Raw genomic sequence first — 17,241 nt, forward strand, 5'->3', positions numbered from 1 at the left:
TATTTTTTTTTAGCACACATTGGCTCAATCCTTACAAAGGTATGGGTTTCAGGCTGGTTGTTACCCCCCCAGGTTTTGAGATAGTTAATTAATTTTAAAGCGGATTCTGTTGCGGTAACTTTTGCAGTTTCCATTGCAGTCTGTTTGTGTAGCAATTTTATTTGGTTTATGAATGAGCTTTTTTTTAATGAACCGCAGAGGGCACAGAGGGCGCAGAGAATGAGAGGGAAGAGAGAAAGAAGGAGTTGACGAATCCTTAAAGTGTGTCTTTCTTCTTTCTTTCTTCCCAATGACTAAAACCTTAGAAGAAACCTAAAGCTTTGGGGCTGTAGCTGACCAACAAATTCTTAGTTTGCTGGTAGTGATCTAACATCATTTTGTGATTTTCGCGCCCGATACCAGATGATTTGTAGCCGCCGAATGCTGCGTGGGCTGGATATAGGTGATAGCAGTTTGTCCACACGCGGCCGGCTTGAACGGCGCGGCCCATGCGGTAGGCGGTGTTGATGTCGCGAGTCCAAACTCCTGCACCTAAACCGTAGAGGGTATCGTTGGCAATTTCTAATGCTTCGGCTTCGTCTTTGAAGGTGGTGACTGCTAATACTGGGCCGAAGATTTCTTCTTGGAAAATTCGCATTTTGTTGTTTCCTTTGAAGACTGTCGGCTGGAAGTAATAGCCGTCTTGCAAGTCGCCGGATAAGATGTTTCTTTCGCCACCAATTAGACATTCTGCACCTTCGGCGTGACCGATTTTGACGTATTCGGCGATTTTTTCCATCTGGTTGACGGAGACTTGCGCGCCGAGGGCGGTTGTCGGATCTAATGGGTTGTCTTGCTTGATTTGACGGATGCGATTGATCGCCCTTTCCATAAATCGATCGTAGATTGACTCCTGAATTAAGGCGCGGGAGGGACAGGTGCACACTTCGCCTTGATTGAATGCAAACATGACTAATCCTTCGACTGCTTTGTCCAGGAATTCATCATCTTGGGCGCAGATATCTTCAAAGAAAATGTTGGGGGATTTACCGCCTAATTCTAAGGTGACGGGGATGACATTTTGGGAGGCGTATTGCATGATTAGCCTGCCCGTGGTGGTTTCGCCGGTGAAGGCGACTTTGGCAATCCGAGGACTGGTGGCTAGGGTTTTGCCGATTTCGGCGCCGGGCCCGTTAATGACGTTGATAACGCCGTCTGGTACTAAGTCGGCGATGATTTCCATCAGTACCAAGATTGAGGCGGGGGTGGGGCCTGCTGGTTTGAGGACGACGCAGTTTCCGGCGGCGAGGGCTGGGGCGAGTTTCCAGGCGGCCATTAATATCGGGAAGTTCCAGGGTATGATTTGTCCGATGACGCCTAGGGGTTCGTGGAAGTGGTAGGCGACTGTTGTTCCGTCGAGTTCGCCGATCGACCCTTCTTGGGCTCGGATGCAGCTTGCGAAGTAGCGGAAATGGTCGATCGCCAGCGGTATGTCTGCGAGGCGGGTTTCGCGAATTGGTTTGCCGTTGTCCCAGGTTTCGGCGATGGCGAGGCGATCGAGGTTTTCTTCGATGCGATCGGCAATTTTGTGTAAAACCCTCGCCCTATCGGCTGGGGAAGTCTTACCCCACTTGTCTTTCGCGGCGTGGGCGGCATCTAGTGCCAATTCTACATCCTCGGCGGTCGATCGGGGGATTTGACAAATTGATTTTCCTGTAATTGGAGACAGGTTTTCCGAGTATTTCCCTTTCACCGGTGGCACCCACTTGCCGCCGATAAAGTTGTCGTAGCGAGTTTGAAAAATCGACTGACTGCCGGATTGAACAGGTGCTGCTACTACCATTTTATTACCTGATTAAAATTTGTTTTCGCGGACGCTTAAAATCTCTTGCATATCAACTATCGTCTATTTTCCTGAAGTTCGGTCAATTCATATACAAAATTTTACATTTTTTAAATATTTTGCAGTCACTGTAGGGGCGGGTTCACCAACAATCTGAGGCTAAAACCAACAATTTCAAAAACCCGCGCCTACCCAACTAAATACTATTAATTAAGTGTGACGCAGCCGAAGTTTTATCCGAAATTTAGTACCTTTACCAACTTACAGAAAACACTTTAAATCTCCTTTTTTTCTCTGTAATTATCCGATAATTGAGAGGAATTCTTGATAAAATGGCTGGTTGTGCCAACCAACAAGGGAGCAGAAAGTGACGCTGTGACATATTGGGTAATTCCCATATCGTTATCAGCAAAGTCAATATAAATCCCCTGAGAATCGACCACCTCATTGCCCATCCCTATCACCGATTTAAATTTGATTGATTGCAACTTTTACAACTGTTTACCTGACTATTATACAACATCAATGGTGTGATTGAGGCTATTCAGAAAAGCTTGATCTATCCGAGCTGCATAATGCTCGGTCTGTGGCAATTCCCCGAATTGTTTCATCAGCTTTATGCCTAGCTTTCCCTCGCAAATAATCACCTTTTTAAAATTTGCACCCCAAAAATTCAAACCTTTGCAGCGTTTTATTGCTAAAATTGAAAAAAATAGTAAATAAGTGCATTCATCATTATCAATGTGACGCTATTGCATAATATTTATTAGCACCATAAGCAATAAGGGTTAAAACACTCCATGTCTGCTCAAGGGTTTTATCGTCGTTCACTCCCAGATTCTGCTATTGCCTTTTCCTCCGTAGAGGGAAGGCAAATATTTCGAGAAGCCTTGGCATTGGGAGGTATGGAAGGGTATTTTGCTCTAGCTGAACAGTTTCATACTCAAGCAGAACCTGCTTTTTGTGGATTGGGTAGTTTAGTTGTTGTTCTTAATGCCTTATCCATCGATCCCGGTCGCATTTGGAAAGGGGTGTGGAGATGGTATGGAGAGGAATTTTTAGACTGTTGCTTACCTCTTTCAGTCATTAAAGAAAACGGTATCACCTTTGATGAGTTTGTCTGTATCGCACGTTGCAACGGTGCTGTTGTAAAACCTAACCGTTACTACCAAAGCAGCTTGGAAAATTTTCGGCAAGCAGTTGAGGAGGTGACTGCAGCGTCAGGTGATATTCATCTAGTTGTTTCCTACAGCCGAAAGGTATTGGGACAAACGGGTGATGGTCACTTTTCACCAATTGGTGGCTATCATCCACAGCGGGATCTAGTTCTTCTGCTGGATGTTGCCCGTTTCAAATATCCACCTCACTGGGTTTCTCTGCCTTTGTTATGGCAAGCATTTGAACCTGTCGATCCCGTCACTAATCAATGTCGAGGTTATATTTTATTGCAGAAGAGTGAAAGGTTGCCAGAAACCTTTTTTCATGTTGCTTGTGATTTACATCAGTGGCGTAGTGTTGCTCCTTACTTTGCAGAAATACTCCCAGACATTCTGAGAAAAGAGCAACCTGATTCAATTGCTTCATTTGTCAGTACCATCCTGCACCATTGGCCTGTTGAATTCACAACTATGGTGAATACCTCCTCAGAGACGGCAGAGACACTTGAGAAATTACGGCCAGCTATTGAGTTAAATTCACTGTTTGATATTGTTCACCAATGCTTGTCAAGCGATGACTCGGATGCAATGTCTGTTGTAGGGAAGTGGCCGCACCAGCCATTCGTAGCAGAGATAATAACAGCAATATTACTCTCCTGTCCCGAAACGCTCTATGCAAATCTCAAACCCGAGTTACGACTGTGGTTTAGTGAGGTTCGCTACCTTGAGAAACTACTCCCTCCCTTGGATGTAGAGATATCTAGATTGAGAGAACAAATGTCAGCACTCCAGGAGTTTTACACTTTATATTCCAATGGACATCAGTGCAATATCCCTCAGAGTTAGCACATACCGACTTTTGAACTCCCCAAACCTCGACTAACGACAAAAGTGAAAATTAAATAGCAAGATTTAATAATCTGATGCTGGTGGCGGTTGTGGATGAAGATTCGCCGCAGCGAAATATTAGGGTTGTGACTGATGCGAGTGAGGAATGGACAACGGAAAAAGTGGAAGTAGTGGTAAAAAAAATGTAGTGCGAACATCTGGTTGGCTGTCGGTTTTTGCCTAAATTCTATTGGATTGACTGTTGACTGAGGTAATCAGCACACATCTGTTTATCCTCTTCTGTCACTTTCGGGTTTGTTCTGAGATAATCGTCGATCCAATTGCAACCTAATGCCATTAGTTTATCGAAATCCCAAACCCACAGTTTGATGGTGTTGTCACTGCTTGCAGAAGCCAAAGTTTTGCCATCTGGACTAAAGGCGACGCTCCAGACCAAACCTTGATGCCCGGTGAGGGTAGCGAGCGGTTTTTGGCTTTGCAGGTGCCACAGTTTGATAGTGTTGTCACTGCTTGCAGAAGCCAATGTCTTGCCATCTGGACTAAAGGCGACGCTATAGACCGAATTGCTATGTCCGGTGAGGGTAGCGATTGGTTTTTGGCTTTGCAGATTCCACAGTTTGATGGTGTTGTCACTGCTTGCAGAAGCCAAAGTTTTGCCATCGGGACTAAAGGCGACGCTCAAGACCTCATTGCTATGCCCGGTGAGGGTAGCGATGGGTTTTTGGCTTTCCAGATTCCACAGTTTGATCGTCTTGTCGTCACTTGTAGAAGCCAAATTCAAGCCATCTGGACTAAAGGCGATGCTATAGACCTCATTGCTATGCCCGGTGAGAGTAGCGATGGGTTTTTGGCTTTCCAGATTCCACAGTTTGATCGTCTTGTCGTCACTTGTAGAAGCCAATGTCTTGCCATCTGGACTAAAGGCGACGCTATAGACCGGATTGCTATGCCCGGTGAGGGTAGCGATGGGTTTTTGGCTTTCCAGATTCCACAGTTTGATGGTTTTGTCAAAGCTTGCAGAAGCCAATGTCTTGCCATCTGGACTCAAAGCAACGCTATAGACCGAATTGCTATGCCCGGTGAGGGTAGCGATGGGTTTTTGGGTTTGCAGGTGCCACAGTTTGATGGTGTTGTCACTGCTTGCAGAAGCCAATGTCTTGCCATCTCGACTAAAGGCGACGCTATAGACCGGATTGCTATGCCCGGTGAGGGTAGCGGTGGGTTTTTGGCTTTCCAGATGCCACAGTTTGATGGTGTTGTCACGGCTTGCAGAAGCCAATGTCTTGCCATCTGGACTCAAGGCGACGCTATTTACCTCATTGATATGCCCGGTGAGGGTAGCGATGGGTTTTTGGCTTTGCAGGTTCCACAGTTTGATGGTGTTGTCACTGCTTGCAGAAGCCAATGTCTTGCCATCTCGACTAAAGGCGACGCTCAAGACCTCATTGCTATGTCCGGTGAGGGTAGCGAGGGATTTTTGGCTTTCCAAGTGCCACAGTTTGATGGTGTTGTCACGGCTTGCAGAAGCCAATGTCTTGCCATCTAGACTAAAGGCGACGCTCCACACCGGATTGCTATGCCCGGTGTGGGTAGCGATGGGTTTTTGGCTTTCCAGGTGCCACAGTTTAATCGTCTTATCGCTGCTTGCAGAAGCCAATGTCTTGCCATCTGGACTAAAGGCGACGCTATTAACAGAATTGCTATGCCCGGCGAGGGTAGCGATGGGTTTTTGGCTTTCCAGATGCCACAGTTTGATGGTGTTGTCACTGCTTGCAGAAGCCAATGTCTTGCCATCTGGACTCAAGGCGATACTCCAGACAGAATTGCTATGCCCGGTGAGGGTAGCGAGGGGTTTTTGGCTTTCTAGGTGCCACAGTTTGATGGTGTTGTCACTGCTTGCAGAAGCCAATGTCTTGCCATCTCGACTAAAGGCGACGCTATTTACAGAATTGCTATGCCCGGTGAGGGTAGCGATGGGTTTTTGGCTTTGCAGGTGCCACAGTTTGATGGTGTTGTCACTGCTTGCAGAAGCCAATGTCTTGCCATCTGGACTCAAGGCGACGCTATTTACAGAATTGCTATGCCCTTCCAAATGATTGCGCTCTTTTACTGCGGACACTGCTTGTTGCAGCGCAGCTATCACTCGTCCTCTAATATGTTTTGTCGTCTCGGCTGAAGAATCTAGTTGTTTGAATGCTTGTCCTGCCTTTAATGCTTCCAAAAGTGCTTGGAATGTCTGTCCTGAACGAAATGATTCATTAGAAAAAGCAGTTTCCTGGATGACATTTGCTAAATTCTGAGCTTGAGTGATTTTATACGTGGCCAATTGCTGTGCTTTAATTAGCGTCTGATTCGCTTGAGTCAAAATTTGATTCGCTTGTTTTTGTGCTTCTAACTCTCGTTCAACTTCCCGTTGTTGGACTTCCCGACTGGCATTTAAAAACTGATAATCCAAATCGCTCAAACTTTTATCTGCCGCCCAAGTTTGAGCATCTTGCAAGGCTTGACCCCGCAACAGTCGCGATTCATCCTGGAAATTAGCCTCTATCCAAGCTTTAAAACTTTCGCTGTAAGGGCGGAGTTCCGCTAATTGTTTTTCCACCCAATCCAGGTTAAAAACCGATTGATAAATCCGGTTATAAACTTGAAGTTTGCTAGACTGCTTAACCACCAACCCAGTTAATCGTAGTTCCATTTGTTCGGGACTATCATCAGTAGCTATTTCATTGTGCTGCAAAATTTGCTGATATAGTCCCAATAACCTACTTGCCCGTTGCTCGCTGCGTAAAATGCGTCCTCTAATCGTTTTTAAATGTTCTGGTTCATCCTGTGCTTCCCAATTATCAATCACCTTTTCTTGGACTAAAGTTTCTACCCACTCAGCGGGATTTGGAATGGGTGTATGATTTGCACTAACGAGCATTAGTTTACAAAGCTTTTGTGTTAAGAATGGCTGTCCGCCCGTCCAATATAATACTGCTTCTAACACAGCTTTAGAATTTTCCGCTTGAGTTTCTAACCCCACTGCCAAAGGTTGGGCTTCTGCTAATTGAAACCCCGTTAACTCTATTCCTCGACCAATATTAAACGGAGTGCGTCGCTTGTCTTGAATTAAATCGGAGGGAGTAGCTACCCCTAACATCGTAAATGTTAATCGACGATAGTCTGGTTTATCAGCTCGATTATTATAGCAATCACGAATCACAGCAAAAAAGTCTTCTATTTTAAAATTTAAGCTGAGTAAACTGTCCGATTCATCGACAAAAATTACTATATTTTCTGAAATTATCTTGAGTAATACTTCTTCAAAAAATTTACTGAATCGTTTAACATTCGATAGTAAGCTGTTCTGCTCCCACCATTCATCTAAATCAAAAACGTCATACAAATCTAATCTGCTGACAATGCTATCAATCACGCCTGCATACCACTCTTCTGGCGTAATATCTGAGGTACCAATTTCTGTTATATCAATGCTACTACAGGCAATTCCCTCTGCTTGTAACCGCTGCATTGTCCGCACTCGCAGGGATGATTTTCCCATTTGTCGGGAATTAAGAACATAGCAAAATTCTCCAGCTTTTAAAGCTTGATAAAGTTCTTCATCCGCCTTTCTCGTGACATAAGTTGGGGCGTTTGCAGGCAGGCTACCCCCAACTTGATATTGATAATCCTTCATAGGTCATTGTTAATTTATAGGTGGAAAATTAGAGAATCAAGGAATCAATTTGTACAGGCGTACAGCTTCAGTAATTCCCTTTAACTGTTGCATACCTAAGTCAATCACATTTAAAGGTGAGTGGGTTTTAACGACTTGATAAACTGTTTCAGAAATACAGATTCCTCCTGGCTCTGCTTTCCCTTCTAAACGAGCCGCTAAATTTACACCAGCCCCCCTGATATCATTATTAAGAAAGAAGATTTCCCCCAAGTGAATACCAATCCGGTGTTGCAGGACATGACTCGCAGGTAAGGTTGTAGCAGCTTCGGCGAGACTTCGCTGTATTTCTAGCGCACAGGCTACTGCTTTTACGGCACTTTCTGGAAAGAAAATTAATAAACCATCGCCCATTTCTTTAAGGACTTTGCCTTGATGTTTAGCGCAGATGCCTCGTATGATGTTGAAATCTCGATTCACTAATTCTAGTGTCAGCTTTTGGTTGGCAACTGATAAAGCCGTGGAATTAACGACATCCGAAAACATAATAGCTGCTAAATTACTCTCTACGCTCAAGCTTGATGGGTTATTAGATTGTTGCACAGCAGTCATATTTGGTTGGAGAAAGGCTAGGCGATGGCTAAAATATTGACGATACAAACCACACAATGGCATGACAGCATTTCCCTGAAATTTTATCAACCCCATGCTTCGCAATTTAAAAGCCTCTCCGGTATTAATTTCTACAGGTTGTTCGCTGTTAATGACTTGTCTAATTGTTGCTGCTAGTTCTGCATCTTGTTCCAAGTTAACTAAATGCCGTCGTAAATGATCGTAGTAAGGGCCTTCTTCAGTAGGAGCGACTTTTAGCAAGCTATCTAAGCTAATTCTCCCTCTGGCAATTTGGTAGAGAGCAACTCGCACTAAATAAGGATGACCGCCCACCATTTCCATCAGGTCACAAATCTCTTGATTTGACCAATTTAATTGGTGTCGATTCACTAAATCTGTTACCTGTTTCTGATTGAGTTCAGGTAATTCTATGGGCAAGCCCACGTTAAATGGCGACTGATTAATATTGAGAGGAATATAAACTTCTTGAGAGTGAGAAATGACCAACCTCAGCTTTTTCCAAATTTCCTCATTTTTTCCCCGTTCGTGCCAAGCTCGTAATAATCCAAAGAAGTCGGTGGCTATTTCGGAATGCTCAAAAATGCGATCGACTTCATCTAACCCTAAAACAAGAGGCTGAACCGTGTTAGATAATAGATAGCGTTGGAAATACTTCGTGCTTTTATTTTTACTGCCGAGAACGCCTTTCCAATATTCTCCTAACTTGTCTTCTAAATTTAATTCATTGGTAATCTCACCACAAAACCACTGCAACAACTCATCAAGATTGGTGAGAAAACTGCCATCAGCCCATTGAAAGTTTAAATAAGCCGTTTGATAACCCTGTTCCTTGGCGTTGTATAAAATTCGCTGCAATAAGGAAGTTTTTCCCATTTGTCGGGGGGCTTTGATTCGGATTAAAGCTCCGGGCTTAACAATAGTTTGGTAGCAATCAGATTCAATGGGATGCCGATCGATATATAGGGGTGAATCTAAACTAACAGAACCTTCTGGGTTGTCTAAGTTGGAACTCGAAACGGGAGATACGGCGCTAGATCGCGGATTTTCCACCACAGGCGACGACTCCTCAACGATATCGCTAACAGAAGCATCGCCCGATCGCCCTGCTGCATCCAACTCAGAAAAATCCGACTTTTTCTTTAATACCGGAGTCAGCTCTTCTGGAATACCAGCCATACTGATGCTAACGCAACCCAATTTATAGGCAAATTCGATCGACTCCCCCGCCGCCAACGTATCGTAAAAACCTACAGCAAATTCTCGTGCGGCGCTATCTCCCACCGCTTGCTTCATGCCGATCACATAAGGAATGTGACGTGCGATCGCAGCCGCTTGCACTTCTGAATAGCAAGCGTTGAGTATTACGCACTCCACGTACTCATTAAACGCCTCAAATAAAGCTGCCAAAGCTTTGGTATTGACCAGCTTAATTTGTCCCGCCTCATCTTCCAAGCCTAAACCGCCTTCTCCTGCACCATGCCCAGAGAAATGCACAATCTCTGGTTTATAATCTAATATGGCTCGCTGCATTTCTCTGGGTGTCACCGCCCACTGTTGCTCAAGTTGGAACTTGTCGGCTTTTTTAGAGCGTTGCAACCCCTCTGCAACTTCCTTCGCCTCTTTCTGTAAGTCCACAGGGGTGGTATTTTTGGGGTTGGCTGCCAAAAACAGGATAATTTTTTTATTTCTAGGCGAAATACTCATTAATGGAACCTTTAGGAGAGGAGATACAGGAGCTTAACGACACTACCTCAGTCAGGGCGAGATATTTCTTGCCTTTATACGATATTTAACCACAAACATCTTTATTTTTGTTGAGCAGTAAACTGGCAGAAACGATCGCCCTGAGTCAAGCATAACCAATCGAAAAGGCGATCGCTACCTGACGGGGTGACAACCCCGCCGAAAGCATTATCTGTAGAGCTTTTGGAGCTTTTGTGGTAAAAAAAGATGGGGTCGGGATTGTGAAAAATCCCCATCTATTAAATATGGTTTTTTCATTTTACCAAATCTACCTACAACAACAGCTAAAAGTCACCGAATATCTGACTTTAAAGATTTTGGTATATCTACTTGCTTGCCATAAACAAGTAAGCCTGGAATTGCTAGCTTCTTTGATGCCTTATCCGATTCAATTTGAAAGCCGCAGGCGCAGCCTACAACGATTTCTCAAATTGGATTGCCTCCAAATAGAACGCCTGTGGTTCCCTATCGTTCAAGAAATATTGAAGCAGAAATTTAAAAATCATAAATGGTTAAAACTCGCTATCGATCGCACTTGTCGGGCGATCCAAAAACCTTTTTGTAATTAGTCTGATTTGGGACAAGCGAGCTATCCCCTTATACTGGCAACTCTTGGATAAGAGAGGAAGCAGTAATATTGCCGAGCAGCAAACTCTAATCACACCGATTTTAGAGCTTTTAAAGGATTACAAAATTATCATTTTAGGAGACGCCTGAATTTGGCAGCGTCAAACTAGGGAGCTGGCTGTGTCAGCAAGACGTGAAGTTCGTTTTTAGGGTGAAACAGGAACGCTATATTCAGCAAGAATTTGCCGAATATACTCATTTGTCCGAGCTGGGATTGTTACCCGGAAGTCGCTTTTTTCTTACGGGTGTTAAAGTCACTAAACAAAAAGGATTTGGCTTGTTTAATGTAGCTGGTTATTGGCGTCGTAAATATCAGGGCAAGGTGGAGAATGAAGGTTGGTATCTTCTCACTAACTTAGAAACCCATAATACAGCAATTTCTGCTTTCAAAAGTCGTATGGGTATAGAAGCCATGTTCAAAGATTGTAAGACAGGTGGTTACAACGAGCGAGAAGAGTCATGCTAATAATGAACGGTTACAAAAATTAATTCTCCTCATTGCTCTCGCTTACAGTTCTGCTATCCTGCAAGGTCAAAAAATCAAGCACCAGGGAATTCAAAAGTATGTTACTCGCCTCACAGAACCTCAACGTTCCCAGCGCCGACACAGTAGCTTTTGGATTGGGCTATATGGTCAATCTTGGGTAGTTGGAATGGAGTTTTGTCAAGATATTATTGCAGAATTAATGAGGATGAGGCGAAATAAGCTACCCTTTTTTCAGAGGGGTCTGAGGGCTAGGTTCTTGATTTTATCAAGCTTTTGACTCTTGTTGTCACCCCGTCAGGATCGCTACTCTCAACTAATCTTTTTAGCTACGTATTCAACAAGTGCGATCGCCTTCCCCTTTTGCAGTCCTATTTCATAAATATCGAGATTCTTTATAGTTTTATTCTCATGCCAGATCCAGGATTTTTTGATGATTATTATTGCCTAAATTAGTACATAAAATCTTCTATTGTTCCGCATTTATTTAATCCACGCACTCAGCAAAAAAACGGTTGTTTTATCAACTCTGTGGATAACAACAATGATTTATTTTAGTTTACTTAAACAATCATTCAATTCCCCTACCAACCATTCTTTCTCAGCTTGCGGCAAAAATAAGCCAAAACAATAGTTACGCGACTTGGCGCGAATCCGGCAAAAAGTAATCGATTTTTTGAGCAATGGCAGATGAATTCCGCTCAACTTTACCCGCTGGATATCTGGAGAACGGATTTGAATTGGTCTAGTGAATTGACGATAATCAGTCATACACAACCACATCAAAGCATAAAATAGGGTAAATGTTGTTATAGCCAGGATTGATATATTGAAAAATCGCCCGGATAATCTCTGTAGCCAGTCGGTTGTAGTGTATTCACAAGACAAGCTAGATAGAACAAATCCCAGAATCAAAGAGAATGGAAGTAAAAATTTATAACTCAGATGAATGAACTGGAAAAACCACTTGAGTTTGCTAGGTGAACGATCGGGGTGTATCTTGATTAATAACCACCGTTTAGTGTCAATTAAAGTAATTCGGGATTGGGGCGATCGCTTAAACATTTTGTCTAGATTAATCCCGCTTGGCTGTTCACCTCGCAACGCTGATAAAGCATCTTTTGCTGAGTGAAATCGATCTTCACTTGCGGGTTCAATTATCTTCTCTAACCAGTCGGCAAACTCTGGAGAAATAGAGACGAACTCGCGGAATTTTACCTTCAGCTTGTGTCTGGGTAGATCGGATGGAAATTTCTGGGTTAACAAGAAAAGCAGCGTTGTGCCTAATCCATACAAATCTGTTGATAATACAGCTTTTCCTCGGAATTGTTCTGGTGCCATGTAACCGTAGGTTCCGACAACGGTACTGCCTCCAGTAACAGTATGATGGTAAGTATTTTGAACTGCGCCAAAATCAACTAGGAAGACTCGCCCATTTTTTTGCAGAATAATATTTTGAGGTTTAATATCTCGGTGGATCGCAGCAGGTAACAGCGATTGCAGGTACGCTAGAATTTCTAGCAATTGATAGGCGATATGACGAACTTGAGCTTCATTTGGTTTCCAGCCATTTTCTATCAACTGTGCGAGAGATTTTCCCGGTGCGAGTTGTTGGGCGATATAAAAACAACGATCTTGGGAAGTATCAACTTGAAAGCAGTCAATATAGCGAGGAATTCCCGGATGATTCAATCCCGATAAAGTTTTTGCTTCTCGTTCAAATAACTCGATTTTCTTCCATTCAGTTGTCAGGCGCAGGGATAAAGCTTTGAGTGCAACTTTTTGATTGCTGTTTAAATCTACAGCAGCATAGGTGATTCCAACTCCACCCTGTCCTAATTTGCCGAGAATGCGATATCTTTCAGCAATGATTTTTTCCGATTGTTGTAGTGTTTCCATATTTGTCTGCCTGGGTTGATTGTGGATAATTAATAGGTTGCACCGCGAAATTTGAGTATTTTAACTATTGGTTTTTGGTCGGGGATCAAGTTAGTTTCTGCTATCTTGAGCGGCGTGTCGCCATAGCAGTTTGTAGTGTCAACTTTTGCACCTTTAGCAATCAGTAACTCTAAGATTTCTACAGTATCATAATGTGCGGCTTTGTGGAGTGGAGTTGTGTTACACATATCTCTATTATTAACATCTGCACCGTTTTTAATTAGCAGTGCAGCAATATCATTGTGTCCGATCGCGATCGCTTGATACAATGGAGTTTCACCGTTCGCATTTCTAGCGTTAACCCTTGCGCCATTAGCAATTAGCAGTTCAGCGATATCTTGAGATCCTTGAGCAACAGCAAGATGCAGGGGAGTTTGAAGCAAGTTATTTTTGGCATTAACGAATGCACCTTTGGCAATGAGTTGTTTGGCTACATCCTTAAGTTTGAAATCGACAGCGATATGCAGTAAAGTTCTGCCTTCTTTGTCTTCACTATTAACATCTGGGTTTTTACTAATTAGAAGCGCCACTGTATCCTGAAGTTTCAGGTCTACGGCGATATCCAGTGGAGTTTTTATTTGATTATCGTGGATATTAATTTCTGCACCTTTAGCAATCAGCAATTTTAAGATTTTTACAGTGCCATAATGTGCGGCTTTGTGCAGTGGAGTTGTGCCATATCCATCTATATTATTGACATCTGTACCGTTGTTAATTAGCAGTGCAGCAATCTCATTGTGTCCGATCGCGATCGCTCGATACAATGGAGTTTGACCGTTCTCATTTCTAACGTTAACCCTTGCACCATTAGCAATTAGCAGTTCAGCGATATCTTGAGATCCTCGATCGACAGCTAGGTGTAACGGAGTATTTCCAGATTTGTCCCTAGCATTGACATCCAACATTAGCAAAGCAGCAACTTCTTTTGTGGTTGCATAGTGCAGTGGAGTTCTTCGATAGTCATCGCGGATCGCCACATTTGCACCGTCTTTAATTAGCTGTTGTACCAACTCCTTAAAGCCTATTTGGGCTGCGTTATGTAATAAAGCTGTACTCTTGCCATTTTGGGCATTGTCTTCTTTGATGTTAATTTTTGCGCCTGCGGCGAGTAGTATCTTTGCGATCGCCTTCGATCGCGCCATATGTAGAGGAGTCATGCCATATTTGTTTTTGGCATTGACATCCGCACCTTTAGCAATCAGCAACTTGGCCATTTCAGGCGATCGGGCAAAGAACAGAGGAGTTGTACATATAAAATTACACAGCTCAAATTGAGTTTCTCCCCAGGCGTTAACATCTGCACCTTTAGCAATTAGCGTCTGTGCCACTTTTATGCGATCGGACAAAGCAGCGCTGTGTAATGGGGTACCGCCAAATGTATCCTTAGCGTTGACATCTGCACCCTTGGCAATTAACAATTCTGCCACCTCTTTTGAGCCAGCAAAGTGTAGTAAATTCTGATCATTTACCCTGCTATTAGCATTAATGCCAAGATCCAGATAATGCCTAACAGTTTGAGTATCTCCCTGTCTGACAGCCTCGACAACTGCATTGGGTGTAAATCCAATCCGGTTAAGGATCGGATATTTAAAGTGATTTAAAACAGCAACAGTAGCAATAGCAGCAATTCCTATTTTAAGGCGTTTTTTCCATTGCGTCGGATCGGATTTAACGCTAAATATTCTAGGATTGCGAAGCAATTCAAGCGCTTCTCTTGCCGAGTTAAAGCGGTTTTCTAAATCTGACGCTATCATTTTTTTTAACCAATCGGCAAATGCTGAAGAAATCTGAATTTGAGAGCGAAAATCTCCCTCTAGTATATTTGTTGGTAATTCGGCCGGGGAACGGTGGGTTAGTAAATACAACAACGTCGATCCTAAACCATATAAATCTGTTGCAGGTACGGCTTGTCCGAGAAATTGTTCTGGAGCCATATAACCATAGGTTCCAACTACGGTACTTCCTCGCATTAAAGTATTGTAATAAGTGTTTTGCACGGCTCCAAAATCAACTAAGCAGACTGCCCAGTCTTTTTCTTTGTGGGAATCGATCGGCGATTTGAAAACAATATTTTCTGGTTTAATATCCCGGTGGATAACAGGTGGTGTCTGTGAATGGAGATAAACTAAACTCTCCAAAATTTGTGTTGCAATGCGTTGAATTTCAGGTTCACTAGCGTGCCAGCCATTTTCGACTAAACTGGCTAGAGATTGCCCTTGGGCCAGTTCTTGTACTATATAAAAACAACGGTTATCGGGAGTATCGACATAAAAATAATCCAAATAACGCGGAATTCCCGGATGATTCAATTTTGATAAAACATTGGCTTCTCGTTCAAAGAGTTCCAGGACTTTCCAGTCATTCATCTTCTGTAAAGACAAAGCTTTGAGTGCGACTCGCTGGTGTGTTTGGAGGTCAACGGCTTCATAAGTTGTGCTACTACCGCCTTCTCCGAGTAGCTTTTTAATTTGATAGTGTTTGACTAAGTTATGGGGAATTTTTTCGACAATATCCATAGCATTATCCTGGGTTGATGAGTATCAACAAACATTTTGTATTTCGGTTTTAAAAACCCAAATTTTGAAAAATTTATGCAATGTAAATTGAGTGTTTGAGTATATTTCAAACAAGTCAATAGAAAAGTCAATGACGGACTCTGTATATTTGCTTAAATTTCAATTACCGTATTTCTATGGATAGCTTACCCAGAATTTTGGAGTGTCATATCGCCTTTGGCGAAAATTTACGTACGGGATATTGATCGTAATCGAGCCGATAATCATAGCCGACGCGATCGTAAATGCCTGCAAGCAATTCAGGCAAATTAACAATAGGTTCTACATCTTCTTCGCGCAAAGGAAGTTATCGGTCTTTTTGAGATGCTAGCCAACGTTCGTAGACTTCTCTATCGCCACTTTCTCTCTCAGCGCCCTCTGCGTCCTCTGCGGTTAATTAAAAAATTTAGTGATTTTGGATACAATTCCCGGCTCAACAGTCGATCGCACTCCTCAATTTTCGATGCGGATCTAAAATTCACCTAAAGTTCGACGCCCTTTGGCAAAACCCTTCCTAAGATAGAAGTTGGGGGAGGATCGGTCTTTTAGCCGATTCAGGAGCAAGAGTCAAGGACTCCATCGAACCCAAATCCAGAGCAGCAAGACAGGGAGGACATCAAAATCATGGTAAACGCGCCGACAGGGGAAGCCCGACTGGGCCCGATCGATCAGGTGCAAGCCTTAGACCGCGATTGCACAACCCTATCTCGTCACGTACTCCAGCAACTTCAAAGCTTTTCAGCAGATGCTCAGGATCTCAGTGCCCTGATGAATCGCATCGGGCTCGCAGCCAAGCTGATCGCGAGGCGACTCAGCAGAGCCGGATTAATGGCAGATGCCTTGGGGTTTACAGGGGCTACGAACGTGCAGGGAGAATCCGTCAAAAAGATGGATATCTATGCTAATGAAGTGTTTATCTCGGTATTCCAGCAAAGCGGACTGGTATGCCGCTTGGCTTCGGAGGAAATGGAAAAACCCTACTACATTCCCGAAAATTGTCCGATCGGGCGTTACAGTCTGCTCTACGACCCCATAGACGGTTCTTCCAATCTTGACATCAATCTCAATGTCGGCTCCATATTCAGCATCCGCAAGCAAGAGGGGGACGATGCAGATGGTTCTGCTTCCGACTTGCTGCAACATGGACACAAACAAATTGCCGCTGGCTATGTACTCTACGGCCCCAGTACCATGCTGGTTTATTCGATCGGTCAGGGTGTTCATTCCTTTACCCTCGATCCCAGTTTGGGCGAGTTTATTCTAGCTAACGAAAACATTAAGGTTCCCGATCGCGGCCCAATTTACAGCGTTAATGAAGGCAACTTCTGGCAGTGGGAGGAATCTCTGAGAGACTACATTCGGTATGTACACCGCAGCGAAGGCTACAGCGCCCGGTACGGTGGGGCTTTGGTGGGAGATTTCCACCGGATTTTGTTCCAGGGAGGCGTGTTTTTGTACCCCGGAACGGTCAAACAACCGGAGGGCAAATTGCGCTTGCTCTACGAATCGGCTCCTTTGGCGTTTTTGATGGAGCAAGCCGGCGGGCGCGCCAGTACGGGCATTCAAGACATCTTAGACGTTGTGCCGACCAAACTGCACGAGCGATCGCCCTTGATTGTCGGCAGTAAAGAAAATGTAGCGATGGTTGAGTCTTTTATTCAAGATCGATCGCGCAATCCTAGAACAGTCCAAGAGTGAAGTCATTAGTCATTAGTCATTAGTCATTAGTCATTAGTCATTAGTCATTAGTCATTAGTCATTAGTCATTAGTCATT

At 43.7% G+C, this 17,241-nt stretch carries 10 protein-coding genes; 4 read left to right on the forward strand and 6 right to left on the reverse strand.

Annotated elements, in window-relative coordinates; translation table 11 throughout:
• Positions 1–301: 301 nt before the first annotated feature.
• Positions 302–1,822: an acetaldehyde dehydrogenase ExaC gene (gene exaC, locus QUA90_RS28150; RefSeq protein WP_333448542.1), complete on the reverse strand. Its 1,521-nt coding sequence runs from the start codon at positions 1,820–1,822 to the stop codon at positions 302–304.
• A gap of 800 nt (positions 1,823–2,622) precedes the next feature.
• Between exaC and QUA90_RS28155 the strand changes: the two genes are divergently transcribed.
• Complete coding sequence (locus QUA90_RS28155) at positions 2,623–3,825, forward strand: phytochelatin synthase family protein (protein ID WP_333448543.1); 1,203 nt, start codon at positions 2,623–2,625, stop codon at positions 3,823–3,825.
• Between the two features lie 229 nt (positions 3,826–4,054).
• Here the strand turns inward: QUA90_RS28155 and QUA90_RS28160 are convergent, their stop codons facing one another.
• Both QUA90_RS28160 and QUA90_RS28165 read right to left on the reverse strand, forming a co-directional pair.
• Positions 4,055–7,507 carry a WD40 domain-containing protein gene (locus QUA90_RS28160; protein ID WP_333448544.1) on the reverse strand — a complete coding sequence of 1,151 codons (3,453 nt, stop codon included), beginning with the start codon at positions 7,505–7,507 and terminating at the stop codon, positions 4,055–4,057.
• A 36-nt stretch (positions 7,508–7,543) separates the two neighbouring features.
• Complete coding sequence (locus QUA90_RS28165) at positions 7,544–9,823, reverse strand: AAA-like domain-containing protein (RefSeq protein WP_333448545.1); 2,280 nt, start codon at positions 9,821–9,823, stop codon at positions 7,544–7,546.
• 233 nt (positions 9,824–10,056) lie between these two features.
• On the opposite strand from QUA90_RS28165, the gene QUA90_RS28170 reads away from it, so the two are divergent.
• Positions 10,057–10,431 carry a hypothetical protein gene (locus QUA90_RS28170; RefSeq protein ID WP_333448546.1) on the forward strand — a complete coding sequence of 125 codons (375 nt, stop codon included), beginning with the start codon at positions 10,057–10,059 and terminating at the stop codon, positions 10,429–10,431.
• Between the two features lie 209 nt (positions 10,432–10,640).
• The gene (locus tag QUA90_RS28175; RefSeq protein WP_333448547.1) at positions 10,641–10,955 is read left to right on the forward strand and encodes a hypothetical protein; all 315 of its coding nucleotides are present in this window, start codon (positions 10,641–10,643) and stop codon (positions 10,953–10,955) included.
• Between the two features lie 567 nt (positions 10,956–11,522).
• Here the strand turns inward: QUA90_RS28175 and QUA90_RS28180 are convergent.
• From QUA90_RS28180 to QUA90_RS28190, 3 genes are all read right to left on the reverse strand, one after another.
• Positions 11,523–12,872, reverse strand: a complete 1,350-nt coding sequence (locus tag QUA90_RS28180; RefSeq protein WP_333448548.1) for a serine/threonine-protein kinase — start codon at positions 12,870–12,872, stop codon at positions 11,523–11,525.
• 29 nt (positions 12,873–12,901) lie between these two features.
• A complete protein-coding gene (locus tag QUA90_RS28185) occupies positions 12,902–15,427 on the reverse strand; it encodes an ankyrin repeat domain-containing protein (protein WP_333448549.1) in 2,526 nt (841 codons plus the stop codon).
• A gap of 205 nt (positions 15,428–15,632) precedes the next feature.
• Positions 15,633–15,767, reverse strand: a complete 135-nt coding sequence (locus QUA90_RS28190) for a DUF4058 family protein (RefSeq protein WP_333321850.1) — start codon at positions 15,765–15,767, stop codon at positions 15,633–15,635.
• 323 nt (positions 15,768–16,090) lie between these two features.
• Between QUA90_RS28190 and fbp the strand changes: the two genes are divergently transcribed.
• Complete coding sequence (gene fbp / locus QUA90_RS28195) at positions 16,091–17,164, forward strand: class 1 fructose-bisphosphatase (RefSeq protein ID WP_333448550.1); 1,074 nt, start codon at positions 16,091–16,093, stop codon at positions 17,162–17,164.
• Positions 17,165–17,241 lie beyond the last annotated feature (77 nt).

Source organism: Microcoleus sp. D3_18_C4 (assembly GCF_036702355.1).
Classification (GTDB): Bacteria; Cyanobacteriota; Cyanobacteriia; order Cyanobacteriales; family Microcoleaceae; genus Microcoleus.